The following is a 22,033-nucleotide window of genomic DNA, read 5'->3' on the forward strand; positions in this document are numbered from 1 at the left end:
GCGGGAGGCTCGGTAATCGGGCCCATGCACCTCGCCACCGAAGCGATCGTCTGCGCGGCTTTGCCCCATGGCGAGCATGGCACGATTGCGCGGCTGCTGACGCCGGAGGACGGCCTGCAACCCGGCTATGTCCGCGGCGGCCGATCGCGGCGGCTGCGCCCCGTGCTGCTGCCCGGCAACATCGTTGCGGCCGACTATCGCGCGCGGAGCGAGACGCAGCTGGCGGCGCTGACCGTCGAGCTGGTGCACAGCCGCGCACCTTTGCTGGCCGAGCCGCTGCCGGCCGCCGCGATCGATTGGTCGACCGCGCTCGTGGCCGCCGCGCTGCCGGAGGGTCAGCCTTATCCTGCCATCCATGCCGGGCTGGACGGGCTGTTGGCCGCGATCGAGGCGGCACCGGCGGCGCGGGGCTGGGCCGGGGGGCTGGTGCGGTTCGAGGCGCTGCTGCTCTCGGCACTCGGCTATGGCGGCGGCGTGCCCGGGCCGATCCGCGGTTGGCCCGCTCTGTTCGAGGCGTTGCGGGCGACGGGCGACCGGCTGGCGCGCGACGTGCTGCCCGATCGCCGCCACGCCGTGCTGGCGGCACGCGAGCGGTTGATCACGCGGCTGCGGCACGCCGCCTGAGGCTTGCCCCCGCGCCCGCGCCCCGGCATGTCGCACCCGCTGACGCGAGGGGGATGCGCATGCTGGTTGCACTGCTGCCCGGGGACGGGATCGGGCCTGAGGTTCTGGTGGAGGCGCGCCGCGTGCTCGACGCGGTGCTAGGCGATGCCATCACCTATGAGGAGGCTCCTGTCGGTGGCGCCGCCTACCACGCAGCGGGCCATCCGCTGCCGGACGCGACGCTCAATCTCGCCCGCCGGGCCGATGCGATCCTATTCGGCGCGGTCGGCGATCCGGCCTGCGACAGCCTGGAGCGCGCGCTCCGCCCCGAGCAGGCGATCCTGGGGCTGCGCCGCGCGCTCGGCCTGTTCGCCAATCTGCGCCCGGCCAAGCTGTTCGCCGAGCTGGCCGACGCCTCCGCGCTCCGCCCGGAAATTGCGCGCGCGATCGATCTCGTCATCGTGCGCGAGCTGACCGGCGACGTCTATTTCGGCGAGAAGGGCCGGCGCGAGACGGCGGACGGCCTGCGTCAGGGCTATGACGTCATGGCCTATGACGAGGCGGAGGTGCGCCGCATCGCCCGCATCGGCTTCGAGACTGCGCGCAAGCGGCAGCGCCGGCTGACCTCGGTCGACAAGGCCAACGTGCTGGAAACGTCGCAACTGTGGCGCGACGTGATGATCGAGGTCGCGGCCGACTATCCCGATGTCGCGCTCGATCACCTTTATGTCGACAATGCCGCCATGCAGCTGGTGCGCGCACCCGGCCAATTTGACGTGATCGTCACCGGCAATCTGTTCGGCGACATCCTGTCCGATCAGGCGTCGATGTGCGTCGGCTCCATCGGGCTGCTGCCGTCCGCCTCGCTCGATGAGCGCGGCAAGGGATTGTATGAGCCGATCCACGGCTCCGCCCCGGACATTGCGGGGCAGGGCAAGGCCAATCCGCTCGCCGCCATCCTGTCCGCGGCGATGATGCTGCGCCACTCGCTCGGCCGTGCCGCGGACGCCGACCGGATCGAGGCGGCGGTGGCGGCCGCGTTGGCGGGCGGTGCGCGCACCGGCGATCTGGGCGGCACCGCCAGCACGCGCGCCATGGCGGATGCGGTGCTGGCGGCGCTCTGACGCGTCAGACCTGCGGCACCGCCATCCCGCGCTGCACTGCCGGCCGGCTGCCCACCGCGGCCAGCCAGCGGGCGATGGAGGGATGGCGCGTCGTGGGATCGTCCAGCACGTCGGCTAGCATCTCGAACGCCACCTTGGTCCAGGCGTAGCTGGCGACGTCGGCGATCGAGTAGGCATCGCCCGCAAGTAGGGCACTGAGTCCAGCCGCCCCGCCATCACTTTCAGCAGCCGCTTGGACTCGTCGGTGAACCGCTCGATGGCGAGCGGGGCCTTGTCGGGCGAGCGCTTGGCGAAGAAGTTGAGCTGGCCGAGCATCGGCCCGAGCCCTCCCACCTGCCACGCCAGCCATTTCAGCGCCTTCCACCGCTGGGGCCCGCTCGGCGCGAGCAACTGTCCGCTCTTGTCGGCCAGATAGGTCAGGATCGCGGCCGATTCGAAGATGGCGAGGGGGCCGCCCGGCGCGTCATGATCGACGATCGCGGGGATCTTGTTGTTGGGGCTGATCGCCAGGAAGTCCGGCGCGAACTGCTCGTCCTTGCCGATGTTCACCGGCTTCACCTCGTAAGCGAGGCCGATTTCCTCCAGCATGATCGAGGCCTTGCGGCCGTTCGGCGTTATCTACGTGTAGAGCGTGATCATTGGTCTCTCCCCATGTGCCAAGGTGAGACGGCAACGGCGTTAATCGTGGATCGGGCAAGACGAAACGGTGAACGCCGCGTTAAGACCTGCCTATGGACCACGCACAGCCGCACTTCGCCCCGCTCACCGCAACGATGATCCGCCGCCCCGCGGTCGCGATCTCCGTGCCGATGGACGCGGCCATCATGATCCCACCCGCGCGCGCGCTCGTGCCCGTCATCGCGGAGCCGTTCCTGTCGCCCAGCGACATCCGGCTGTTCATAATGACTTACGTGATCGGGCTGATCCTGTTCCTGAGTTGGCTGGCCTGATCGCTCAATCGCAAGCGCGGTGCAGCATCCGCGCGAGCGCCGCCGCCCCGATCGACATGACGGCGACCAGCAGCATCGTCTGCGCGACGGTGACGCCGACATGGACGAGCCCGGCGAGGATCACGGTCGATCCCACCATCGCGCCTGAATTGACGATGTTGTTCGCTGCCACCGTTCGCGCCGTCTGGTCCTTCGGCACGCTGGTGGTGAGAAAGGCGTAGAGCGGAACGACGAAGATGCCGCCGAAGACGGCCACGCCGAACAAGTCGAACAGCACGCGTTCCGCCCGCGGCATGACGATGAATTCGGACCATTCCAGCAGGCGACCCCCACCGGCGGCAGGCCAGCCGCTTACGGTCCACCACAGGTCGAGCAGGAACAGCCCCATCACCAGCGCCGCCGCTGGCGACCAGCGGGCGGAGACCTTGCCCGCCAGGAGCTTGTTGATCACCACCGATCCGATCGCGACGCCGACCGAGAAGATGGCGAGGAAGAGCGTCGCCACTTCCTTGTCCGATCCCAGCACGTTCTTCACCAGCGGCGGGAATTGCGCGGCCAGGATCGCGCCCTGCGCCCAGAAGAAGCTGATCGAGACGATGGCGAGAAACAGGTGGCGCACGTGCATCGTCGCCGAGATGAGCGCGATGGAGGATCGGATGATGCGGAAGTCGATGATCCGCTCGTGCGGCTCGGGCGGGGCAGGGGGCACCTGCGTCGCGAGCAGGCGGCCGATGATCGCGGTCACGACCACCATCGCCGCCGCCGCGTGCGGCGACACCAGCCCGCCGACGATCGTGCCGATCAGCACCGCACCATAGGTCGTCGCCTCGACGAGGCCGGTGCCGCCCAGCACCTCGTCCGGCTCCAGATGCTGCGGCAGGATCGCATATTTGATCGGGCCGAAGAAGGTCGAGTGGACGCCCATCGCGAACAGAGCGGTCAGCATCAGCGGGATGCTGTGCAGCAGCAGGCCGGCCGCGCCGCCCACCATGATCACGATCTCGGCCGATTTGACGAAGCGGATGATCCGCGTCTTGTCGATCGAATCCGCCAGCTGCCCCGACAGGGTGGAGAAGAGGAAGAAGGGCAGGATGAACAGCCCACCCGCCACCGCGGAGAAGAACAGCTCCTGCTCGGGATCGTTGTAGATGGTGAAGGTGACCAGGATCACCATCGCCGTCTTGAACAGGTTGTCGTTGAAGGCGTTCAGGAATTGGGTGAGGAAGAGCGGCAGGAAACGGCGCTGGCCGAGGAGCCGGACGGTGGATTGCATGCCGTGGGGGGCATCCGCTGTTGCGTGGACGGCCGTCTCATAGCGGTCCCCGGCAGGCGGCGATAGCCCGGCCGGGCCGCGCAACCATCCGGCCCGCGAAACGCTTGATCCGGCGATGGACATTCCCGACGCCGCGCAGGACGCCACTCCGATCGAGCGTGCCGACGTGCGCGTCGCGCAGGCCGCCGCGTGCGCGCGGGAACACCCGCTGGTCCGCGCCGGTGGCAAGCTGAGCGAGCTGGCGGACCAGCCGCCGCTCATCGCCATCTCCGCCGCAACGCTGGCCGCCGGGCTGCTGCTGCGCCGGCCGCGGCTGGCGCGGGCAGGCGCGCGGATGCTGGCCAGCCACCTGCTCGCCACCGCCGCCAAGACGGTCATCAAGAACCGCGTCGATCGCACCCGTCCCAACCTGCTGGTGGAGGAAGGCCGCTACGAAATGGCGTCGGGGGAGACGCCGGGGAAGGAGATGCGGTCCTTTCCGTCGGGCCACACCGCCGGCATCGTCGCCGTCACCCGTGCGCTGACGCGCGACTATCCGGAGAGCAGCCTGCCGGGCGCGCTCGTCTCGGTGGCGGTGGCGGCGGTGCAGGTGCCGCGCTGCGCCCATTATCCGAGCGATCTTGCCGCAGGTGCGCTGATCGGCGTCGCGGCGGAGGCGGCGGTGGACCGCGCCGCGCGCCTGCTGCCGCCATGACGGCGGGTTCCGCCGCGCGTCGTTCCGATATACGGATGGCGGCGATGCTGACGCTGCCCAACATCCTGACCCTGTCGCGCATCTTCGCGGTGCCGATCCTTGTCTTCCTGCTGTGGCGGCCCGGCTGGGCGGATTATGCGCTCGCCTTCGGCCTCTACGTGCTGATGGGCGTGACCGATTATTTCGACGGCTATCTCGCGCGCGCGCAGGGCGCGGTGAGCAAGCTGGGCGTGTTCCTCGATCCGATCGCGGACAAGATCATGGTCGCCGCGGTGATCGTGATGCTCGTCGCCTTCCCCAGCCTCGCGACCGGCCAGCCGCTGGTGCAGGGCTGGCACGTCATCGCTGCGCTGATCATCCTGCTGCGCGAGATGGCGGTGTCGGGTCTGCGCGAATTCCTCGCCGGTTTGCAGGTATCGCTGCCCGTGTCGAAGCTGGCCAAGTGGAAGACGACCTTCCAGCTTGTCTCGCTCGGCGCAATCATTCTTGGCGGTGCGCTGCCGCAGGCGGCGTGGATCGGCCTGGTCGGTCTTGCCAGCCTGTGGGCGGCGGCGGTGCTGACGCTGATCACCGGGTGGGATTATCTGCGCGTCGGCATCCGGCACATGGATTGAGGGCCATGGCGACGCTCAGTCTCCTCTATTTCGCCCGCGTGCGTGAGGCGATCGGGCTGGATGGAGAGGCGGTCGACGTGCCCGCGGACGTGACCACGGTGGCGGACCTGGCGGCATGGCTCGCCGCGCGTGGCTCGGGCTATGCCGATGCCTTTGCCGATCTCACCCGCCTGCGCGCCGCGATCGACGATCGCTTCGTCGCGCTCGATGCGCCGATCGCCGGCGCGCGCGAGGTCGCGCTGTTTCCGCCGGTGACGGGCGGATGATCGCCGACATCCGCGTGCAGGAGGCGCCGTTCGATCCGGGTGCCGAGCTGCTTGCGCTTGAGGCACTCGGCGGCGGCGCCGTCGCCAGCTTTACCGGCATCGTTCGTGGCGGCGACGGGCTGGAGGCGCTGGTGCTCGAGCATCACCCGACCATGACGATGAAGGCGATCCGCGTCATCTGCGAGACGGCCGCGGCGCGCTGGCCGCTGCTCGGGATCGTGGCGATCCACCGTGTCGGCCCGCTCAGCGTGGGCGAGCGGATCGTGCTCGTCGCCGCCGCATCCCCGCACCGCGCCGCCGCGCTGGAGGCGACTGCGTTCCTGATCGACTGGCTGAAGACGCGCGCGCCCTTTTGGAAGCAGGAGCGGTTCGCCGACGGCCGCACCTCTTGGGTGGAGGCCCGCGCCGAGGATGACGCGGCCGCCGCCCGCTGGGACTGAGCCGTCAGGCCACCTTCGCCGCGCGCTCCTCGCGGAACAGGTCCGCCAGCAGCTTGAACTCCTTCTCGCGCGGGCTGTTCTTGCGCCAGACGAGCGCGATCTGTCGGCTGGGATGATCCGCATCGAGCGGGCGGGCGACGATGGCGGTGTGATCGAGAATGCCCGCATCCAGCGCCATTTTCGGCAGCAGAGTCGTGCCCAGCCCGTTTGCCACCATCTGCACCAACGTGTGCAGCGACGTGCCCATCATCGCCGCCTCGGCGCGCAGCTCCGGCCGGTTGCACGCGGCCAGCGCATGATCCTTCAGGCAGTGGCCGTCTTCCAGCAGCAGCAGGTGCCGCTCGTCGATCGCATCGGGCGTCACCCGGGCGGGCGTCTGCGCCCCGTCCTTGGCCGGGAAGGCGACATAGAGCCGGTCGTCGAACAGCTCGGCCACATCCACGTCGCCGCAGCTGTAGGGCAGGGCCAGCAGCACGCAGTCGGTATGGCCGCGGTGGAGCGAGTCGCAGGCGGCGGTGCTCGTCTCCTCCCTGAGATACAGCTTCAGGTCGGGCCAGCGCTCGCGCAGCTTGGGCAGCAGGCGGGGCAGCAGGAAGGGCGCGATCGTGGGGATGACGCCCATGCGCAGATCGCCCGACAGCGGCTTGCCCGCCGCCCGCGCCAGATCGCCCAGCTCCTCCGCCTCGCGCAGTACGCGCCGCGCCTTGTCGGCGATGCGGCTGCCGAGCGGGGTGAAGCGGACGACGCGTCGCGTGCGCTCGACCAGCGTCACGCCGATCAGCGACTCCAGTTCGCGAATGCCGGCTGACAGCGTGGATTGCGTGACGAAGCAGGCATCAGCGGCGCGGCCGAAGTGGCCGCTATCCTGCAGGGCGACGAGATATTGCAGCTGCTTCAGCGTGGGCAGGTAGGTGCTCATTCATCGCCTCATCCGATCACGTCCGACCGAATAATCAATTTGTCCGTTGAACGCTAGACTGCCACATGACGCGTGCACGAACTGCTCTGCGGTTCACCGCTACGCCTTCAAACAGGAGATTCAAACATGCTCACCGTTGGCGACAAGTTCCCCGCCTTCACGCTCCCGGTCCAGCAGGGCGTCTCCGCACTGCCCGCCGGCGAGACGATCGACACCGGCGCCACCAACGGCCGCTGGAAGGTCGTGTTCTTCTGGCCGAAGGACTTCACCTTCATCTGCCCGACCGAGATCATCGGCTATGGCGAGCTGAAGCAGGATCTCGACGATCGTGATGCGGACCTGATCGGCGCATCGACCGACACCGATTTCGTCCACTTCGCGTGGCGCAAGTCGGACGAGCGCCTGGCCAACTGCGATTTCCCGTGGATCGCCGACAACCAGAAGAAGCTCGCCAACGCGCTCGGCATCGTCGATGCGGAAGCGGGCGTCGCCTACCGCGCGACCTTCATCGTCGACCCGCACAACGTGATTCAGCACGTAACGGTGAACGGCCTCAACCAGGGCCGTAACCCCGCCGAGGCGATCCGCGTGCTCGACGCGCTGCAGACCGACGAGCTGTGCCCCTGCAACTGGCAGCAGGGCGAAGAGGTGCTGAAGCCCGCCGCCTGACCCCTGGGCGTCGCTTAGGGCTCGCATAAGGGGCGCGGGGGTTCAGGCTCCCGCGCCCCTTTCATTTTCCACCAGCATGGTGCCGCCCGGCGAAGTCGCGGAGGTCGGACAGGCTGGTGTTCAGATCAGGAGATCCCCCATGTCCCTCAAGGCCTTTGCCGATTCGCTGCCCGATTACGCCAAGGATATCCGCCTCAACGTCGGCTCGCTGCTCAACGATGCGGCGCTTGGCGATCAGCGCAAATATGGTCTGCTCCTCGCCTGCGCGCATGGCTCCGGCTACAAGCCGCTGGTCGAGGCGGCCGAGGCGGAAGCCGCCGGCAAGCTTTCGCCCGAGGCGGCCAATGCGGCGCGTGCAGCGGCGGCGGTGATGGCGATGAACAACGTCTATTATCGCTTCGTCCACCTCGCCTCGAACAAGGAATATGGCCAGCTGCCGGCCAAGCTGCGGATGAACGTCATCGGCAATCCCGGCATCGACAAGGTCGACTTCGAGCTGTTCAGCCTCGCCGTCTCCGCCCAGAATGGCTGCGGCATGTGCATCGACAGCCACGAGAAGGTGCTGAAGGGTCACGGCGTCAATGCCGAGACGATCCAGGCCGCTGCCCGCATCGGCGCGGTGATGACCGCTGCCGCCACCGTTCACGCGACCAAGATCTGATCCGGCCCGCCGTCATCCCCGCTGCCCGGGGATGACGGCGGCGGACAGGCACGTTAAGGGCGCGGCATGACCGACACGCCCCCCGATCGCCTTTCCACCAACCCGCGCAGCCCGCATTTCGACGCGGATCTGCTGATGCGCGGCATCGGCATCCGCTTCAACGGCCAGGAAAAGACCAACGTCGACGAATATTGCGTCAGCGAAGGCTGGGTGAAGCTGGCCGCGGGCCGCTCGCGCGATCGTCACGGCAATCCGATGACGGTGACGATGAAGGGCAGTGTCGAGCCTTATTTCCGTGACATCGCCGATCAGGATGGGGCTGACGCCGCCGAAGCGAAGCCCGCCGATGGGGAACCTGCGGCCGACACTGGCGCTTGATCGGGCGCACGCCTATCTCTTCACTTCACGTTGTCTGACGCGGAGAACGCCATGTTCGCCCGGCTCGTCGCCTATCTCGATTCGATCAAGGCGCGCGATCCGGCGCCGCGCTCCCGTTGGGAGATCCTGCTCTATCCCGGCCTGCTCGCGGTCGGCATGCACCGCCTCGCGCACTGGCTGTTCGAGGCGGAGCTGTGGTTCTGCGCGCGCTTCATCAACCATCTCGCGCGCCTGCTGACGGGCATCGACATTCACCCGGGCGCCAAGATCGGCCGGAACCTGTTCATCGACCATGGCTTCGTCGTCATCGGCGAGACGGCCGAGATCGGCGACAATGTCACCATCTACCAGGGTGCGACGCTCGGCGGCACCAATCCGACCAACGGCATGGGCGGCAAGCGTCACCCCACGCTGGAAGATGGCGTGATCCTCAGCCTTGGCGCTGCAATCTTGGGCCCCGTGACGGTCGGCGCGGGCGCGCGGATCGGCGCAAATGCGGTCGTCACCAAGGATGTCGCGCCCGGTGCGGTGATGATCGGCATTCCGGCCAAGCCGATGCCGGTCGCCGCGGAGGACAAGCAGCGCTTCACACCCTATGGCACGCCGTGCTGCGACAATGCCGACCCTGCGGTCGCCCGGCTGGAGGCGATGCGCTGCGAGGTGGAGCGGCTGCGCGGCCAATTGTCCCAGCTGATCGAGGAGCGCGCAGCCGAGGTGCGTGAGCGGGACGCGGGTTGATCGGGCGGCTGCGCTGATGGGTGTCGTCACGCCCTTTCCCGGGCGGCCGCCTCTGCAGGTTGCCTTCGACCGGCAAGAGCTTGCGCGCATCCTCGATCTCTACGGCCGCATGGTCGCTGCCGGCCATTGGCGCGATTATGCGATCGAGCTGGGGCGCGACGCGGCCAGCTTCTCGGCCTTTCGCCGTGCCACCGAACGGCCGGAATATCGCATCGAGAAGCGGCCAGCACTGCGGTCCCGCCAGGGGCAATGGGCATTGATCGGCGAGATCGGTGCGGTGCTGAAGCGCGGACATGAGCTCGGGCCGGTGCTGGCGCCGGTCGAGCGGCGGCTGCTCAAGCTCGTCAGTGACTGATCCGGCGCCTCACGCCTTGGCGGGCCGGTCCACCACCGGCAGCCGTTCGCGAAGCTCTCGCGGCAGCGCGGCCAGCACCTTCGACCGCACGCTGTGCCAGAAGGCGGAGAGCAGCAGCAGCGCCGATCCGATGATCAAGGCGGTGAAGGCAAGGTTGAGGCTGACTGCACCGAATTCGCGGAACAGCGTGCTCATCGCGTAGATGACGTAGGCGAGTGCAGAGACCATCAGCGCGCGCCGATCGATCGCCAGCGCGACGATGCCGAGCCCCACATAGAGCAGCAGCACCGCCACCGCCTCGCCGGGCGTTGCCCGCCCGCCGAGCAGCCCCAGCAGCGAGAAGATCGGGTGGACGATCAGCGGCGCCGCCAGCAGGTGCAGCCAGAAGGCGATGTCCGACCGGCGCGTCGTGCGCGTGCGATCGCTCATGTCCCACCACATGGCGACGGCGAAGGCAGCGAGCCCGCAGACGAGCAGCAGCGGGATTATCGCGGCGCGAGCTTCCGGCACGGTCGACAGCAGCAGCGACAGCGTCATGGCGACGAGGGCGGCGACGCCCGCCGCAACGGTGATCGGCACGTGGAAGCGTCGCCAATGCGCCCACACCGCGGCCGCCGTGATCGCCAGCGCCACCGCCGCCGCCCGCGCCTCTTCGCTCCGCCCGCCCCATTTCGGCGTGAGGCCGTAGACGGTCAGGAACACGCCGCCGGCAAAGGCCAGCAGCAGCAGGATCGAGGGCAGAGCCATCCGCCGCTGCAGCGTGAAATATTCGGCCAGCCCCCAGGCCGCGACCGCTACCGGCAACCCGGCGAACGGCCCCGCAACGCTGCCGACCAGCCAGGCCAGTGCGCCCAGCATCAGGGTGGCGGCAATGGAGACGAAGATGTCGTTGAAGCCGGTGAGGAAGCGGAACTGCTCCTCGTCCACCGCCGCCGGCATCGCGCGAGCGACGGCATGCGCCCGGAACGCCGCCGCCGCCGCCGGGCTCAGCACGCCCGCGGCCACCGCGGAGTCCAGATCGGCATCGCTATACATCACCGCCCCCTTCAAGGGGCAAAGCCTAGCCCGACTGTGTTAGTCCGGCAATACGCTCAGGCGACGCCCTCCGCATCCAGCGCATAGCCGGCGGAGCGGACGGTGCGGATGATGTCGGGTCGGCCGTCGAGGTTGATCGCCTTGCGCAGCCGCCGGATATGCACGTCCACCGTGCGCGGCTCGATCTCCGCATCGCGGCCCCACACGCTGTCGAGCAGCCGCTCGCGCGAGAAGACGCGGCCGGGATGTTCGAGGAAGTGCTTGAGCAGGCGGAACTCGGTCGGACCCAGCGGCACCGCCGATCCGTCGCGGCGGACGCGGTGAGTCGAGACGTCCATCTCGATATCCGAATAGCTCAGACGCTCGCCCGCCAGCGCCGGCCGCACGCGGCGCAGCACCGCGCCGACACGCGCCACCAGCTCGCGCGGGGAGAAGGGCTTCGTCACGTAATCGTCGGCGCCCGTCTCCAGGCCGCGCACGCGATCTTCTTCCTCGTGGCGTGCCGTCAGCATGATGATCGGCACGTTGGCGGTATCGGGCATGCGGCGAAGGCGGCGGCATACCTCGATCCCCGACAGCCCTTCAATCATCCAGTCGAGCAGGACGAGATCGGGCGGGCATTCCGCGGCGAGCAGCAAGGCCTCCTCACCGTCGGGCGTGTGATCGATCTCGAACTCCTCGCGCTTGAAATGCCAGACGAGCAGCTCGGCAAGCGCGGCATCATCCTCGACCAGGAGCAAACGGGCGCGGGCCATGGCGTTCAATTCTCCGTCGTAACCGAATTGGCACCGCGTGATCGTTCGGCCATCTGGCGGCCGGTGGCGGCGAAATAGACCATCTCGGCGACATTGGTGGCGTGATCACCGATGCGCTCGAGGTTCTTGGCGATGAACAGCAGGTGGGTGGACGCGGTGATGGTGTGGGGGTTTTCCATCATGTGCGTCAGCAGCGTGCGGAACACCGAATTGTAGAAATCGTCCACCGCCCGGTCACGCCGGCAAACCTCCACGGCCTGCTCCGCATCGCGCTTGGCGAAGGCATCGAGCACCTCGCGCAGCATCTCGGAGACGAGCCGACCCATGGCGGGCAGGATCGACAGTGGTTCGATCCCCTTGGCGTCCTGCAGCACGGTCACGCGCTTGGCGATGTTCTTGGCATAATCGCCCATCCGCTCGACCACGCCGGCGATCTTCATCGCCGCCAGCACCTCGCGCAGATCGTCCGCCATGGGCGCGCGGAGCGCCAGCAGGCGCACCACCTGCCGCTCGATCTCCGCTTCCAGCGCGTCGATCTTCTTGTCGTCCTCGACGATGCGCGCGGCGGCATCGAGGTCGCGGCGGACGAGCGCTTCCAGCGAGTCGGTCACCGCCGCCTCCGCCCGTCCGCCCATTTCGGAGACGAGCGCGCGGAGCGTGCGAAGGTCGTCGTCGAATGCCTTGACCGTGTGTCCGGTGGTGGTCGCCATGACGCGATACTCTCCTTCACTCAGCCGTAGCGGCCGGTGATATAATCCTTGGTCCGCGTTTCGCGCGGATTGGTGAAGATCTCGGACGTGTCGCCATATTCGACGAGCGTCCCGAGGTGGAAGAAGGCGGTGCGCTGGCTGACGCGCGCCGCCTGCTGCATGTTGTGCGTGACGATGACGATGGCGTAGCGGCCGCGCAGCTCGTGGATCAGTTCCTCGATCTTGGCGGTGGCGATCGGATCGAGCGCGCTGCACGGCTCGTCCATCAGGATCACCTCCGGCTCGACCGCGATGGCGCGGGCGATGCACAGCCGCTGCTGTTGGCCGCCCGACATGGCGGTGCCGCTCTCCGAGAGGCGATCCTTGACCTCGTCCCAAAGGCCCGCGCGGCGCAGCGACTTTTCGACGATCGCGTCCATGTCCGCCTTGCCCGAGGCGAGGCCGTGGATGCGGGGGCCGTAAGCCACGTTCTCGTAGATCGACTTGGGAAACGGGTTCGGCTTCTGGAACACCATGCCGACGCGGGCGCGCAGCTGCACCACGTCCATCTCGGGGGAGTAGATGTCGTCGCCGTCCAGTGTGATCTCGCCGGTCACGCGGGCGGACGAGACGGTGTCGTTCATCCGGTTGAGCGTGCGGAGAAAAGTCGATTTGCCGCAGCCCGAGGGGCCGATGAAGGCGGTGACATTCTCCATGCCGACGTCGATCGACACATTCTTGATCGCCTGCTTGGCGCCATAGAAGACGTCGACGTTCCGCGCCTCCATCTTGGGCGGATCGTTGCTGGCGCGCTGGCCTGCGGCCATGTCGTTGAGCGAATGGTCTGCCATATATCCTACCAGCGGCGTTCGAACTTGTTGCGGAGCCAGATCGCCACCCCGTTCATGGCGAGCAGGAAGGCGAGCAGCACGATGATCGCGGCCGACGTCTTCTCGACGAAGCCGCGGCTCACCTCGTCCGACCAGAGGAAGATCTGGACGGGGAGGACGGAGGCGGGAGCAGTGGCGCCGGTCGGCGGGCTGGCGACGAAGGCGCGCATGCCGATCATCAGCAGCGGCGCCGTCTCACCCAGCGCGCGCGCCATGCCGATGATCGTGCCCGTCAGGATGCCGGGCAAAGCGAGGGGCAGCACATGGTGGAACACCACCTGCACGCGGCTTGCCCCGATGCCGAGCGCCGCGTCGCGGATCGACGGCGGCACCGCCTTGATCGCGTTCCGTCCCGCAATGACGATGACGGGCATCGTCATCAGCGCCAGCGTGAGGCCGCCCACCAGGGGCGCGGAGCGGGGCAGGTGCATGGTGTTGAGGAAGACGGCGAGGCCGAGCAGGCCGAAGATGATCGACGGCACCGCCGCCAGATTGTTGATCGACACCTCGATCAGGTCGGTCCAGCGGTTCTTCGCGGCATATTCCTCGAGGTAGAGCGCCGAGAGCACGCCGATGGGGAAGGCGAGCAGCAACGTCACGGCCATGGTGATGAGCGATCCCTTGAACGCGCCCCAGATGCCGACCAGCGTCGGATCGGTGGAATCGGCGCCGCTCAGGAACGGCCAGTTGAAGGCGGTGCGGATGCGCCCGGCCTGTTTCAGCCGCGCCTGATCCTCCACCTCGCCGCCGCCCTGGCCCTTGGTGGCCAGGTCGATGCCGGTCGAGGCGGGGATCCAGATCTCCGCCGTGCGGCCGAGGATCGCCGGATCCCTCTCGATCGCGTCGCGCACCGACAGCCACGATCCGTCGGACAGCATCCGCGGGCCGCGGGGGCCGAACGCCGCCTCCGCCGCACGGCTGGTCGCCGCATCGATATCGCCCGTCACCGCGCCGCCCGGCCCCGTGACGAGGCCGGAGGTGCGGAAGTCCACCGGCAGCAGGATCTCCGTCCGCGTGAAGCCGCGCCAGCCCTGGCCGATCATCGACACGAGCAGGAAGGCGAGGAACGCGACGGACAGCAGCACCGCACCCAGCGCCAGCAGGCGGAAGCGCCGTTCCGCGGCATAGCGGCGGCGGATGCGACCCTGCATCGCGCCCGTCTTCCAGTCGGTCGGCACGCGCTCCACCGGCGCATCCGCCTGCGGAACGTGCGTCACCTGGGCGATGCCGACGCTGCTATTCATAGGCTTCCCGATATTTCTTCACGACGCGCAGCGCGACGATGTTGAGCAGCAAGGTGACGATGAACAGCACGAGGCCGAGCGCGAAGGCGGCGAGCGTCTTGGCGCTGTCGAACTCCTGATCGCCGGTCAGCAGCTGGACGATCTGCGTCGTCACCGTCGTCACGCTGGAGAAGGGGTTTGCGGTCAGGTTGGCGGCGAGGCCCGCGGCCATCACGACGATCATCGTCTCGCCAATCGCCCGGCTGACGGCGAGCAGCACGCCGCCGACCACGCCCGGCAAAGCGGCGGGCACCAGCACGCGGCGGATCGTCTCGGATGTGGTCGCGCCCATCGCCAGGCTGCCGTCGCGCATCGATTGCGGCACCGCGGCGATGCTGTCGTCCGCCATCGACGAGACGAACGGGATGATCATCACGCCCATGACGAGGCCCGCCGCCAGCGCGCTCTCGGACGAGGCACCGGGAATGCCCAGCGTCGCGGCAAAGCCGCGGATCGCGGGGGCGACGGTCAGCGCGGCGAAATAGCCGTAGACGACCGTCGGCACGCCGGCGAGCACCTCCAGGATCGGCTTCAGCCAGCGCCGTGCGGCAGGCGGCGCATATTGCGTCAGGTAGATGGCTGAGAGCAGGCCGAGCGGGATCGCCACCAGCATCGCGATGATCGCGCCGATGAAGATCGTGCCCCAGAAGAGCGGCACCGCACCGAACGTGCCCTCGTCGCCGCTCTGCGGGCTCCACAATGTGCCGAACAGGAAGTCGAGCGGGGAGACACGCGAGAAGAAGCGCAGGCTCTCGAACAAGAGCGACGCGACGATGCCGAGCGTCGTCAGGATGGCGATCAGCGAGGCGCCGAGCAGCGCGCCCATTACGATCCGCTCCACCCGCGTCCGTGCGCGGAAGCGGGGCGACAGCCGCGTCCACGCCCATGCGCCGCCGGCAAAGGCCAGCAGGGCGGCTAGCGCCAGCCCGATCATCCCGTAACGCGTCGCCGCAGCGCCCCACACCGACGCCAGCGAGGCGGCGAGCGGGTGCAGCTCCGGCATCGTCTGGCCGGCGGACAGCGCGCGGGCCTGGGACAGGATGGCGGCGCGCTCCATCGGAAAGGCGGGCAGAGCGGACGCGGCAGGCGCACGCAGCACCTCGTTCAGCGTCAGCCCGGGCACGACGGCGGCCCACACGGCGAGGAAGATCAAGGCGGGCGCGGCCGCCCAGATGGCGACGAACCAGCCATGCTGCGACGGCAGCGAATGCGCGCGCGCCGCTCCGGTCGCGCGCGGGAAGGCGGCGGCCTTGGCCCGCCCGGCGAACCAGCCGGCCACCGCCAGCGCGAGGATGACGAGGAGGATGAAGCCCGGCGTCACGATCAGCTCACCGTCTTTGGATCGAGCGGGGTCAGCTTCGCCGCCACCGCCGCATTGCGCGCCTGCACGTCGGCAGGCGCGGTGATCAGGCCGCGCCGCGCGAGATAGCCGTCATGCCCCCACGCCTTGGCATATTCGGCGACGAACGCCTTCAGGCCCGGAATGGCGTTCAGGTGCGCGCCCTTGACGTAGATGAACAGCGGCCGTGCCCCCGGATAGCGGAAGTTCGCGATCGTCTCGTAGCTCGGCTGCACGCCTTGCAGCGGAATGCCGTGCACGCGATCCTTGTTTTCCTCGAGGAAGCTGTAGCCGAACACGCCGACCGCATCGGGGTTCGCCGCCAGCTTCTGCACGATCAGGTTGTCATTCTCGCCCGCCTCCACATAGGCGCCGTCCTCGCGCACCTTGGTGCAGGTGCTGCGATACGCCTTCTCGTCACGCGTCTTGAGCGCCGCCATCGCCGGATCGCTCGCGCAGCCTTTCTCGAGGATCAGCTCCGCCAGCGCGTCGCGCGTGCCGGAGGTGGGCGGCGGGCCATAGACGACGATGGGCACGTTCGGCAGCGCGGGATCGATGTCAGACCAGCGCCGCGCGGTCTGCGGTTTGCCGTAGGGCGTGGCGGCGAGCGCCTCGTAGACCTGCCGCTCGGTCAGCGCGAACTTCGGCCCGTTCACCGCCTCCCCCAGCGCGATCCCGTCGATCCCGATCTGCACCTCGACGATCTCGCTCACGCCGTTGCGCTGGCAATCCTCGAGCTCGGATTTCTTGATCCGGCGCGATGCGTCCTCGATGTCGGGATATTGCGGGCCAAGGCCGGCGCAGAACAGCTTCATGCCCGCGCCCGTCCCGGTGGATTCGACGATGGGTGCGCGCAGGCCCGGATTCTTACGGGCGAACGCCTCGGCAACGGCGGTGGTGAACGGGTAGACGGTGGACGAGCCGACGACGCGGATCTGATCCCGCGCCTCGCCGATCCCGCCTCCACAGGCACCGAGCGCGAGCAACGCCGCGCCCGCGAGACCACGCCTCACCATGCCTGAGGATCACCTTCGCTTCACGGGCCCGTCTGGCCCCCGAGCGGGGCGCTAGAGCCGTTCAGTCGCGCTCATGTGACGCTTGCGTGACGCTTTCGTGACAGCGCTCAGGCCTGCGTTGCCGGCAGCAGCACCGTAACGGTCGTGCCCTGGCCCTGCTTGCTCTGGATTTCCAGCCGCCCGCGATGGCGCTCGACGATGTGCTTGACGATGGCAAGGCCGAGGCCGGTGCCCCCCAACGCCCGGCTGCGTCCCGCATCGACCCGGTAGAAACGCTCGGTCAAGCGTGGGATATGCTCCTCGGGAATGCCGTCGCCCTCGTCGGCGATGGTCAGGCGCAACATGCCGCCGCCGCCGCGCACGCCGACGGTGACGGCAGAGCCGGCGCGGCCATATTTCAGGGCATTGCCGATCAGGTTGTGCAGCAGCTGGGTCAGCTGGATGCGATCGCCAGTGACCGCGGGGGCATCGTCCGCCAGCTCCACCACGATCCGCCCGCCATCCTCGCCCCGGCCGGTCAGCGTCGCGCGGCGCACCTCCTCGACCAGCTGGCCGACATCGACCTGCGTCTGCGGCGGCGAATGCTTTTCCGCCTCGATGCGCGACAGCGACATGAGATCGTCCACCAGCCGCTGCATCCGCCGCGCCTCGCCCAACATGATCTTCAGGAAGCGCGCGCGGGTCGGCCCGTCCTCCGCCGCATTGGCGTCCTCCAGCGTCTCGATGAAGCCGAGCAGGGTGGAGAGCGGCGTGCGCAGCTCGTGGCTGGCATTGGCGACGAAATCGACACGCGCCCGCTCCGCCGCGTGCAGATTCGACCGGTCCGCCAGGCGGACAAGGCGCGTGGCGGGGCCGAGCGGGTGGACCGTCAGCTCCCATCGCCGGTCGCCTTCCCCCAGGCCGACGAGCAGGATCGCATCGGTCCGGTCGCTACGGCCGAGGATGCGCTCTGCCGCCGCCGGGTGGCGGATGGCGACGCGCACATCCTCATCGGCGATATGCCCGCCCAGCACGCGCTCCGCCGCGGGATTGGCATGCGCCACGCGTCCGGCATCCACCAGCAGCAGCGGATCGTCGATCGCGTCGAGCACGCTGGCGATGGGGGGTGCGGTCTCGCGCTCGTCGGCCTCCTGCGGCTGCACCGGGGCCTCCACCGGCTTGAGGCTGACGGCCAGGACGAGCACGAAGCCGAGCAGCGCGGCGGGCAAGGTCGCGGGGATAGGGCCGCCGAGCAGCCATGTCGCCGCCGCGCCCGCCACCGCCACTGCCGCCGCCGTCAGCCAGCGCATCCCTCATCCCCCTTGCCCGACACGCGGTTGTGCAGCTTTGCCGTTACGCTTCCTTGACGGCTAGAGGGCAAGCGCGCCGCTTCATCCGGGCACCGCCGCACCGAGCGCTTCCAGCGCCGGGATCAGCTCGTCGAAATGATCGATCAGCACGGTCGCATCCAGCTCCTCGACCGGCCGGTCCGAAAAGCCGAAGGTGACCGCGACGCAGGGCAGCCCCGCCGCCTGCGCGGTGAGCGTGTCCGTGATCGAATCGCCGATGAACGCCGCGCGACCGCCGCCCGCCTGAGCGATCGCCTTGAACAGGGGCGCGGGATCGGGCTTGCGCACCGGCAGCGTATCGCCGCCGACCAGAGCGGCGAAGCGATCCTGCCAGCCGAGCGCGTCGATCAGCGTGCGGCTGAGCGATTCGAGCTTGTTGGTGCAGATAGCCAGCTTCACGCCCCGCGTGGCCAGCATATCCAGCGCACGCTCCAGCCCATCGAACGGGCGGGTGCGGTCGGCGATATGCGCCTCATAATAGTCTAGAAAGATCGGAAAGCCGCGCTCCACCAGCGCCTCGTCGCCGCCGCCCGTCGCCGCCAGCCCCTTGGTCAGCAGCGCGCGCGCGCCGTGCCCCACCATGTGCCGCACCGCCTCCGCCGAGACGGGCGGGCGGCCCAGCTCGCCCAGTGCATGGTTCAGCGCGGCGGTGAGGTCGGGCGCGCTGTCGACCAGCGTGCCGTCGAGGTCGAAAGCGACCACGTCGAAGGGGAAGTTCGTCATGGCCGCACGCTGTGACGCCCGCGTTATGGAAGATGCAAGCGGTTCGTGGCAGAGGGGCGCCGATGTCCAGCCAGACCAATCCCGTCTTGCCCCCCTTCGCCGCCGTCATCCTCGCCGCAGGCAAGGGCACGCGGATGAAGAGCGATCGGCACAAGGTGCTGCACGCCATTGCCGGCCGACCGATGCTCGGCCACCTGCTCGCCAGCGTCGATGCGCTCGGGCCGGCAGCAAAGGTGGTCGTCGTCGGGTCGGGGCGCGAGCAGGTCGAGGCCTATGTCGGCCCTGAGGTCGCGGTGGCGGTGCAGGAGCCGCAGCTCGGCACCGCCCACGCCGTCCAGCAGGCGGAGGCGGCGCTCGGCGGCTTCGATGGCGCGGTTGTGGTGCTCTATGGCGACGTGCCGCTGGTGCCGGCCGACACGATCGCGCGAATGCTGACACGGCTGGGCGCGGCGGATCGCCCCGGCGTGGTCGTCCTCGGCTTCCGCCCGGCGGATACGCTGTCCTACGGTCGCATTCTCGCCGACGCGGACGGGCGCATCGCCAAGATGGTCGAGCACAAGGATGCGACCGACGCGGAGCGCGCGGTGGACCTGTGCAACTCCGGCCTGCTCGCAGCCCGGGCGCGGGATCTGTGGCGCTGGCTGGGCCAGGTCGGCAATGCCAATGCCGCGGGCGAATATTATCTGCCCGACATCGTCGGCATCGCCGCGGGCGAAGGCCGCGCCGCGGTGGTGATCGAGACCGCACCGTCCGAAGTGGCGGGCGTCAACAGCCGGGCGGAACTGGCCGGGATGGAGGCGGCGTGGCAGGCGGAGCGGCGGCTGCGCGCCATGGCGGACGGCGCGACCCTGATCGCGCCCGAGACGGTGTGGTTCAGCCACGACACGCAGATCGGCCGCGACGTGACGATCCAACCGAACGTCGTCTTCGGTCCCGGCGCGACGGTCGCGGATGGCGTCACCATTCACGCCTTCAGCCATATCGAGGGTGCGACGATCGCGCCCGGTGCCGAGATCGGCCCCTATGCCCGCCTGCGTCCGGGGGCGGAGATCGGCGCGGATGCCAAGGTCGGCAATTTCGTCGAGATCAAGAAGGCGCGGCTGGGGCAGGGGGCCAAGGCCAACCACTTGAGCTATATCGGCGATGCGGAGGTCGGTGCGAAGGCGAACATCGGCGCGGGCACGATCACCTGCAACTATGATGGCTTCCTGAAATATCGCACGCAGATCGGCGCGGGCGCGTTCATCGGCTCCAACAGCGCGCTGGTGGCACCGGTGACGATCGGCGACGGCGCCATCGTCGCCGCAGGATCGGTGGTGACACAGGACGTGCCGGCCGACGCGCTCGGCGTCGCGCGCGGGCGGCAGGAAGTGCGGCCCGGCTGGGCGGCGCGCTTCCGCAAGGCGATGGCAGAGCGCAAGAAGACGAAGGGCTGAACGGACCATGTGCGGCATCATCGGCATCGTCGGGCGCGAGGAAGTGGCGGAGCGGCTGCTCGATGGCCTGCGCCGGCTGGAATATCGCGGCTATGATTCGGCGGGCATAGCCACCGTCCACGACGGCGCGATCGACCGCCGCCGCGCCGAGGGCAAGCTGACCAACCTGTCGCGCGTCCTTGCCGCCGATCCGCTGGCGGGCGAGGTCGGCATCGCGCACACGCGCTGGGCGACGCACGGTGCGCCCACCACCGCCAACGCGCATCCGCACGCCACCGCCGAAATCGCCGTCGTCCACAACGGCATCATCGAGAACTTCAAGCCGCTCCGCGAGGAGCTGGCCGCGCGCGGCCGCGTGTTCGAGAGCCAGACGGATACCGAGGTCGTCGCCCACCTCGTCTCCGAGCAAATCGAGGCGGGGGACAGCCCGCAGGATGCGGTGCGCGCGACGCTCAAGCGCCTGCACGGCGCCTTCGCGCTTGCCGTCCTGTTCCGCGAGCATCCCGGCCTGCTGATCGGCGCGCGGCTCGGCTCGCCGCTGGTCGTCGGGCATGGCGATGGCGAGACCTATCTCGGCTCCGACGCGCTCGCGCTGGCACCCCTCACGCAGCGCATCTCCTATCTGGAGGAGGGCGACTGGGTCGTCGTCACGGCGGATGGCGCGCAGGTCTATGATCGGGACGACCAGCCGGTCGAGCGGCCGATCACAGTCTCGGGCCTGACCGGGGAGCTCGTCTCCAAGGGCAATCACCGCCACTATATGCTCAAGGAGATTTACGAGCAGCCGATCGTCGTCGCGCAGACGCTCCGCTCCTATCTCAAGCGGCTCGACGAAGAGATTTCGCTGCCCATCCCCGAGTTCGACCTGTCCTCGATCCGGCGCGTCACCATCGTCGCGTGCGGCACCTCCTTCTACGCCGGCATGGTGGCGAAATACTGGTTCGAGCAGTTCGCCCGCGTCCCCGTCGATCTCGATGTCGCCTCCGAATTCCGTTACCGCGCGCCGGTGCTGGAGGAGGGCGGCCTCGCTCTCTTCATCAGCCAGTCGGGCGAGACGGCGGATACGCTGGCGGCCCTCCGCCATGCCCGCGCCGAGGGGCAGAAGATTGCCGTCGTCGTCAACGTGCCGACCTCGTCCATGGCGCGCGAGGCGGACCTGCTGCTGCCGACGCATGCCGGGCCGGAGATCGGCGTCGCCTCCACCAAGGCGTTCACCTGCCAGCTTGCGGTGCTGGCTGCACTCGCCGCCAATCTGGCGCAGGCCAAGGGGCGTCTCACCCGCGCGGAGGAACGCGAGCTGGTCCGCCATCTCGGCGAGGCACCCGCCGCGATCAACGCCGCACTCGCCTATGACGAGGAGATCCAGCTCGTCGCCCAGCGCATCGCCGCGGCGCGCGACGTGCTCTACCTCGGCCGCGGGCCGGATTACGCGCTGGCGCTGGAAGGCGCGCTCAAGCTGAAGGAGATTAGCTACATCCACGCCGAAGGCTATGCCGCGGGCGAGATGAAGCACGGCCCGATCGCGCTGATCGACGAGGCGGTACCGGTCATCGTCCTCGCCCCCTCCGGTCCGCTGTTCGATAAGACCGTGTCGAACATGCAGGAGGTGCAGGCGCGCGGCGGCAAGGTGGTGCTGATCTCCGACTATGACGGCATCGCCGCGGCGGGCGACGATTGCATCGCCCGCATCACGATGCCCAAGGTGCACCCGCTGATCGCGCCGCTCGTCTATGCGGTGCCGGTGCAACTGCTCGCCTATCACGTCGCCGTCGCCAAGGGCACGGACGTGGATCAGCCGCGCAATCTGGCGAAGTCGGTCACGGTGGAGTAGCGGGGGCGCGAGCCCAGGAGACCG

At 68.9% G+C, this 22,033-nt stretch carries 27 protein-coding genes; 14 read left to right on the forward strand and 13 right to left on the reverse strand.

Features of this window, described 5'->3' with window-relative positions; genetic code table 11:
• The first annotated feature begins 24 nt into the window (after window positions 1-24).
• Both recO and leuB read left to right on the forward strand, forming a co-directional pair.
• The gene (gene recO / locus BM360_RS01880; protein ID WP_093309886.1) at window positions 25-624 is read left to right on the forward strand and encodes a DNA repair protein RecO; all 600 of its coding nucleotides are present in this window, start codon (window positions 25-27) and stop codon (window positions 622-624) included.
• Window positions 625-683: 59 nt separating this feature from the next.
• Window positions 684-1,727, forward strand: a complete 1,044-nt coding sequence (leuB, locus tag BM360_RS01885; protein ID WP_093313594.1) for a 3-isopropylmalate dehydrogenase — start codon at window positions 684-686, stop codon at window positions 1,725-1,727.
• A 4-nt stretch (window positions 1,728-1,731) separates the two neighbouring features.
• Here leuB and BM360_RS19825 read toward each other — a convergent pair whose 3' ends face one another.
• Both BM360_RS19825 and BM360_RS01890 read right to left on the reverse strand, forming a co-directional pair.
• Window positions 1,732-1,860 carry a hypothetical protein gene (locus tag BM360_RS19825; protein ID WP_242653265.1) on the reverse strand — a complete coding sequence of 43 codons (129 nt, stop codon included), beginning with the start codon at window positions 1,858-1,860 and terminating at the stop codon, window positions 1,732-1,734.
• Entirely contained in the window at window positions 1,842-2,315 is a 474-nt protein-coding gene (locus tag BM360_RS01890; protein WP_242653267.1) for a glutathione S-transferase N-terminal domain-containing protein, read from the reverse strand. The genes BM360_RS19825 and BM360_RS01890 overlap by 19 nt, the downstream gene beginning before the upstream one ends.
• A gap of 143 nt (window positions 2,316-2,458) precedes the next feature.
• Here BM360_RS01890 and BM360_RS01895 point away from each other — a divergent pair, with 143 nt between their 5' ends.
• The gene (locus tag BM360_RS01895) at window positions 2,459-2,677 is read left to right on the forward strand and encodes a hypothetical protein (RefSeq protein ID WP_093309888.1); all 219 of its coding nucleotides are present in this window, start codon (window positions 2,459-2,461) and stop codon (window positions 2,675-2,677) included.
• 4 nt (window positions 2,678-2,681) lie between these two features.
• Here the strand turns inward: BM360_RS01895 and BM360_RS01900 are convergent, their stop codons facing one another.
• Complete coding sequence (locus tag BM360_RS01900; RefSeq protein WP_093309891.1) at window positions 2,682-3,950, reverse strand: MFS transporter; 1,269 nt, start codon at window positions 3,948-3,950, stop codon at window positions 2,682-2,684.
• A 115-nt stretch (window positions 3,951-4,065) separates the two neighbouring features.
• On the opposite strand from BM360_RS01900, the gene BM360_RS01905 reads away from it, so the two are divergent.
• From BM360_RS01905 to BM360_RS01920, 4 genes are read left to right on the forward strand one after another with little or no spacing between them, the layout of a single operon-like run.
• Window positions 4,066-4,644 carry a phosphatase PAP2 family protein gene (locus BM360_RS01905; protein ID WP_093309893.1) on the forward strand — a complete coding sequence of 193 codons (579 nt, stop codon included), beginning with the start codon at window positions 4,066-4,068 and terminating at the stop codon, window positions 4,642-4,644.
• A gap of 44 nt (window positions 4,645-4,688) precedes the next feature.
• The gene (pgsA, locus tag BM360_RS01910; protein WP_093313596.1) at window positions 4,689-5,258 is read left to right on the forward strand and encodes a CDP-diacylglycerol--glycerol-3-phosphate 3-phosphatidyltransferase; all 570 of its coding nucleotides are present in this window, start codon (window positions 4,689-4,691) and stop codon (window positions 5,256-5,258) included.
• 5 nt (window positions 5,259-5,263) lie between these two features.
• Window positions 5,264-5,524 carry a molybdopterin converting factor subunit 1 gene (gene moaD, locus BM360_RS01915; RefSeq protein ID WP_093309896.1) on the forward strand — a complete coding sequence of 87 codons (261 nt, stop codon included), beginning with the start codon at window positions 5,264-5,266 and terminating at the stop codon, window positions 5,522-5,524.
• The gene (locus tag BM360_RS01920; protein WP_093309898.1) at window positions 5,521-5,964 is read left to right on the forward strand and encodes a molybdenum cofactor biosynthesis protein MoaE; all 444 of its coding nucleotides are present in this window, start codon (window positions 5,521-5,523) and stop codon (window positions 5,962-5,964) included. Before moaD ends, BM360_RS01920 begins: the two co-directional genes overlap by 4 nt.
• Window positions 5,965-5,968: 4 nt before the next feature.
• Here BM360_RS01920 and BM360_RS01925 read toward each other — a convergent pair whose 3' ends face one another.
• Entirely contained in the window at window positions 5,969-6,883 is a 915-nt protein-coding gene (locus tag BM360_RS01925) for a hydrogen peroxide-inducible genes activator (protein WP_093309904.1), read from the reverse strand.
• A 126-nt stretch (window positions 6,884-7,009) separates the two neighbouring features.
• Between BM360_RS01925 and BM360_RS01930 the strand changes: the two genes are divergently transcribed.
• From BM360_RS01930 to BM360_RS01950, 5 genes are all read left to right on the forward strand, one after another.
• Window positions 7,010-7,552, forward strand: coding sequence for a peroxiredoxin (locus tag BM360_RS01930; protein WP_093309907.1), 543 nt, complete (start codon window positions 7,010-7,012; stop codon window positions 7,550-7,552).
• Window positions 7,553-7,691: 139 nt separating this feature from the next.
• Window positions 7,692-8,213: an alkylhydroperoxidase, AhpD family gene (gene ahpD, locus BM360_RS01935; RefSeq protein WP_093309909.1), complete on the forward strand. Its 522-nt coding sequence runs from the start codon at window positions 7,692-7,694 to the stop codon at window positions 8,211-8,213.
• A gap of 66 nt (window positions 8,214-8,279) precedes the next feature.
• Entirely contained in the window at window positions 8,280-8,591 is a 312-nt protein-coding gene (locus BM360_RS01940) for a DUF3297 family protein (protein WP_093309911.1), read from the forward strand.
• A 51-nt stretch (window positions 8,592-8,642) separates the two neighbouring features.
• Window positions 8,643-9,329 carry a serine O-acetyltransferase EpsC gene (gene epsC / locus BM360_RS01945; protein ID WP_093309913.1) on the forward strand — a complete coding sequence of 229 codons (687 nt, stop codon included), beginning with the start codon at window positions 8,643-8,645 and terminating at the stop codon, window positions 9,327-9,329.
• Window positions 9,330-9,345: 16 nt separating this feature from the next.
• Window positions 9,346-9,684, forward strand: a complete 339-nt coding sequence (locus BM360_RS01950; protein WP_093309915.1) for a DUF2794 domain-containing protein — start codon at window positions 9,346-9,348, stop codon at window positions 9,682-9,684.
• A 9-nt stretch (window positions 9,685-9,693) separates the two neighbouring features.
• Here BM360_RS01950 and BM360_RS01955 read toward each other — a convergent pair whose 3' ends face one another.
• The 9 genes from BM360_RS01955 to gph form a co-directional block, all read right to left on the reverse strand.
• Window positions 9,694-10,719, reverse strand: coding sequence for a hypothetical protein (locus BM360_RS01955; protein WP_093309917.1), 1,026 nt, complete (start codon window positions 10,717-10,719; stop codon window positions 9,694-9,696).
• 56 nt (window positions 10,720-10,775) lie between these two features.
• The gene (gene phoB, locus BM360_RS01960) at window positions 10,776-11,474 is read right to left on the reverse strand and encodes a phosphate regulon transcriptional regulator PhoB (protein ID WP_093313598.1); all 699 of its coding nucleotides are present in this window, start codon (window positions 11,472-11,474) and stop codon (window positions 10,776-10,778) included.
• Between the two features lie 5 nt (window positions 11,475-11,479).
• Window positions 11,480-12,184, reverse strand: a complete 705-nt coding sequence (phoU, locus tag BM360_RS01965; protein WP_093309922.1) for a phosphate signaling complex protein PhoU — start codon at window positions 12,182-12,184, stop codon at window positions 11,480-11,482.
• A 20-nt stretch (window positions 12,185-12,204) separates the two neighbouring features.
• The gene (pstB, locus tag BM360_RS01970) at window positions 12,205-13,014 is read right to left on the reverse strand and encodes a phosphate ABC transporter ATP-binding protein PstB (RefSeq protein ID WP_341350572.1); all 810 of its coding nucleotides are present in this window, start codon (window positions 13,012-13,014) and stop codon (window positions 12,205-12,207) included.
• Window positions 13,015-13,019: 5 nt separating this feature from the next.
• Window positions 13,020-14,297 carry a phosphate ABC transporter permease PstA gene (gene pstA, locus BM360_RS01975; protein ID WP_093309925.1) on the reverse strand — a complete coding sequence of 426 codons (1,278 nt, stop codon included), beginning with the start codon at window positions 14,295-14,297 and terminating at the stop codon, window positions 13,020-13,022.
• Complete coding sequence (pstC, locus tag BM360_RS01980; protein WP_093309927.1) at window positions 14,290-15,657, reverse strand: phosphate ABC transporter permease subunit PstC; 1,368 nt, start codon at window positions 15,655-15,657, stop codon at window positions 14,290-14,292. The genes pstA and pstC overlap by 8 nt, the downstream gene beginning before the upstream one ends.
• Before the next feature lie 2 nt (window positions 15,658-15,659).
• Window positions 15,660-16,691: a substrate-binding domain-containing protein gene (locus BM360_RS01985; protein ID WP_093309930.1), complete on the reverse strand. Its 1,032-nt coding sequence runs from the start codon at window positions 16,689-16,691 to the stop codon at window positions 15,660-15,662.
• Window positions 16,692-16,798: 107 nt separating this feature from the next.
• On the reverse strand, window positions 16,799-17,980 hold the full coding sequence (locus BM360_RS01990; protein WP_093309932.1) for an ATP-binding protein: 1,182 nt from the start codon (window positions 17,978-17,980) through the stop codon (window positions 16,799-16,801).
• A gap of 81 nt (window positions 17,981-18,061) precedes the next feature.
• A complete protein-coding gene (gph, locus tag BM360_RS01995; protein ID WP_093309935.1) occupies window positions 18,062-18,742 on the reverse strand; it encodes a phosphoglycolate phosphatase in 681 nt (226 codons plus the stop codon).
• 62 nt (window positions 18,743-18,804) lie between these two features.
• On the opposite strand from gph, the gene glmU reads away from it, so the two are divergent.
• Both glmU and glmS read left to right on the forward strand, forming a co-directional pair.
• Complete coding sequence (gene glmU / locus BM360_RS02000; RefSeq protein WP_093309938.1) at window positions 18,805-20,178, forward strand: bifunctional UDP-N-acetylglucosamine diphosphorylase/glucosamine-1-phosphate N-acetyltransferase GlmU; 1,374 nt, start codon at window positions 18,805-18,807, stop codon at window positions 20,176-20,178.
• Window positions 20,179-20,185: 7 nt separating this feature from the next.
• A complete protein-coding gene (glmS, locus tag BM360_RS02005) occupies window positions 20,186-22,009 on the forward strand; it encodes a glutamine--fructose-6-phosphate transaminase (isomerizing) (RefSeq protein ID WP_093309940.1) in 1,824 nt (607 codons plus the stop codon).
• Window positions 22,010-22,033 lie beyond the last annotated feature (24 nt).

Source organism: Sphingomonas jatrophae (assembly GCF_900113315.1).
In the GTDB taxonomy this organism is placed as follows: Bacteria; Pseudomonadota; Alphaproteobacteria; order Sphingomonadales; family Sphingomonadaceae; genus Sphingomonas_P; species Sphingomonas_P jatrophae.

Coding starts and splice junctions, on each gene's coding strand:
- BM360_RS01900 (WP_093309891.1), bottom strand. CDS start 3,950: ATGCAATCCACCGTCCGGCTCCTCGGCCAGCGCCGTTTCCTGCCGCTC.
- pstB (WP_341350572.1), bottom strand. CDS start 13,014: ATGGCAGACCATTCGCTCAACGACATGGCCGCAGGCCAGCGCGCCAGC.
- pgsA (WP_093313596.1), top strand. CDS start 4,689: ATGCTGACGCTGCCCAACATCCTGACCCTGTCGCGCATCTTCGCGGTG.
- BM360_RS01905 (WP_093309893.1), top strand. CDS start 4,066: ATGGACATTCCCGACGCCGCGCAGGACGCCACTCCGATCGAGCGTGCC.
- BM360_RS01890 (WP_242653267.1), bottom strand. CDS start 2,315: ATGCTGGAGGAAATCGGCCTCGCTTACGAGGTGAAGCCGGTGAACATC.
- gph (WP_093309935.1), bottom strand. CDS start 18,742: ATGACGAACTTCCCCTTCGACGTGGTCGCTTTCGACCTCGACGGCACG.
- BM360_RS01955 (WP_093309917.1), bottom strand. CDS start 10,719: ATGTATAGCGATGCCGATCTGGACTCCGCGGTGGCCGCGGGCGTGCTG.
- BM360_RS01940 (WP_093309911.1), top strand. CDS start 8,280: ATGACCGACACGCCCCCCGATCGCCTTTCCACCAACCCGCGCAGCCCG.
- epsC (WP_093309913.1), top strand. CDS start 8,643: ATGTTCGCCCGGCTCGTCGCCTATCTCGATTCGATCAAGGCGCGCGAT.
- ahpD (WP_093309909.1), top strand. CDS start 7,692: ATGTCCCTCAAGGCCTTTGCCGATTCGCTGCCCGATTACGCCAAGGAT.
- glmS (WP_093309940.1), top strand. CDS start 20,186: ATGTGCGGCATCATCGGCATCGTCGGGCGCGAGGAAGTGGCGGAGCGG.
- BM360_RS01920 (WP_093309898.1), top strand. CDS start 5,521: ATGATCGCCGACATCCGCGTGCAGGAGGCGCCGTTCGATCCGGGTGCC.
- recO (WP_093309886.1), top strand. CDS start 25: ATGCACCTCGCCACCGAAGCGATCGTCTGCGCGGCTTTGCCCCATGGC.
- phoU (WP_093309922.1), bottom strand. CDS start 12,184: ATGGCGACCACCACCGGACACACGGTCAAGGCATTCGACGACGACCTT.
- pstA (WP_093309925.1), bottom strand. CDS start 14,297: ATGAATAGCAGCGTCGGCATCGCCCAGGTGACGCACGTTCCGCAGGCG.
- BM360_RS01985 (WP_093309930.1), bottom strand. CDS start 16,691: ATGGTGAGGCGTGGTCTCGCGGGCGCGGCGTTGCTCGCGCTCGGTGCC.
- BM360_RS01895 (WP_093309888.1), top strand. CDS start 2,459: ATGGACCACGCACAGCCGCACTTCGCCCCGCTCACCGCAACGATGATC.
- glmU (WP_093309938.1), top strand. CDS start 18,805: ATGTCCAGCCAGACCAATCCCGTCTTGCCCCCCTTCGCCGCCGTCATC.
- BM360_RS01930 (WP_093309907.1), top strand. CDS start 7,010: ATGCTCACCGTTGGCGACAAGTTCCCCGCCTTCACGCTCCCGGTCCAG.
- phoB (WP_093313598.1), bottom strand. CDS start 11,474: ATGGCCCGCGCCCGTTTGCTCCTGGTCGAGGATGATGCCGCGCTTGCC.
- leuB (WP_093313594.1), top strand. CDS start 684: ATGCTGGTTGCACTGCTGCCCGGGGACGGGATCGGGCCTGAGGTTCTG.
- BM360_RS01950 (WP_093309915.1), top strand. CDS start 9,346: ATGGGTGTCGTCACGCCCTTTCCCGGGCGGCCGCCTCTGCAGGTTGCC.
- BM360_RS01925 (WP_093309904.1), bottom strand. CDS start 6,883: ATGAGCACCTACCTGCCCACGCTGAAGCAGCTGCAATATCTCGTCGCC.
- BM360_RS01990 (WP_093309932.1), bottom strand. CDS start 17,980: ATGCGCTGGCTGACGGCGGCGGCAGTGGCGGTGGCGGGCGCGGCGGCG.
- moaD (WP_093309896.1), top strand. CDS start 5,264: ATGGCGACGCTCAGTCTCCTCTATTTCGCCCGCGTGCGTGAGGCGATC.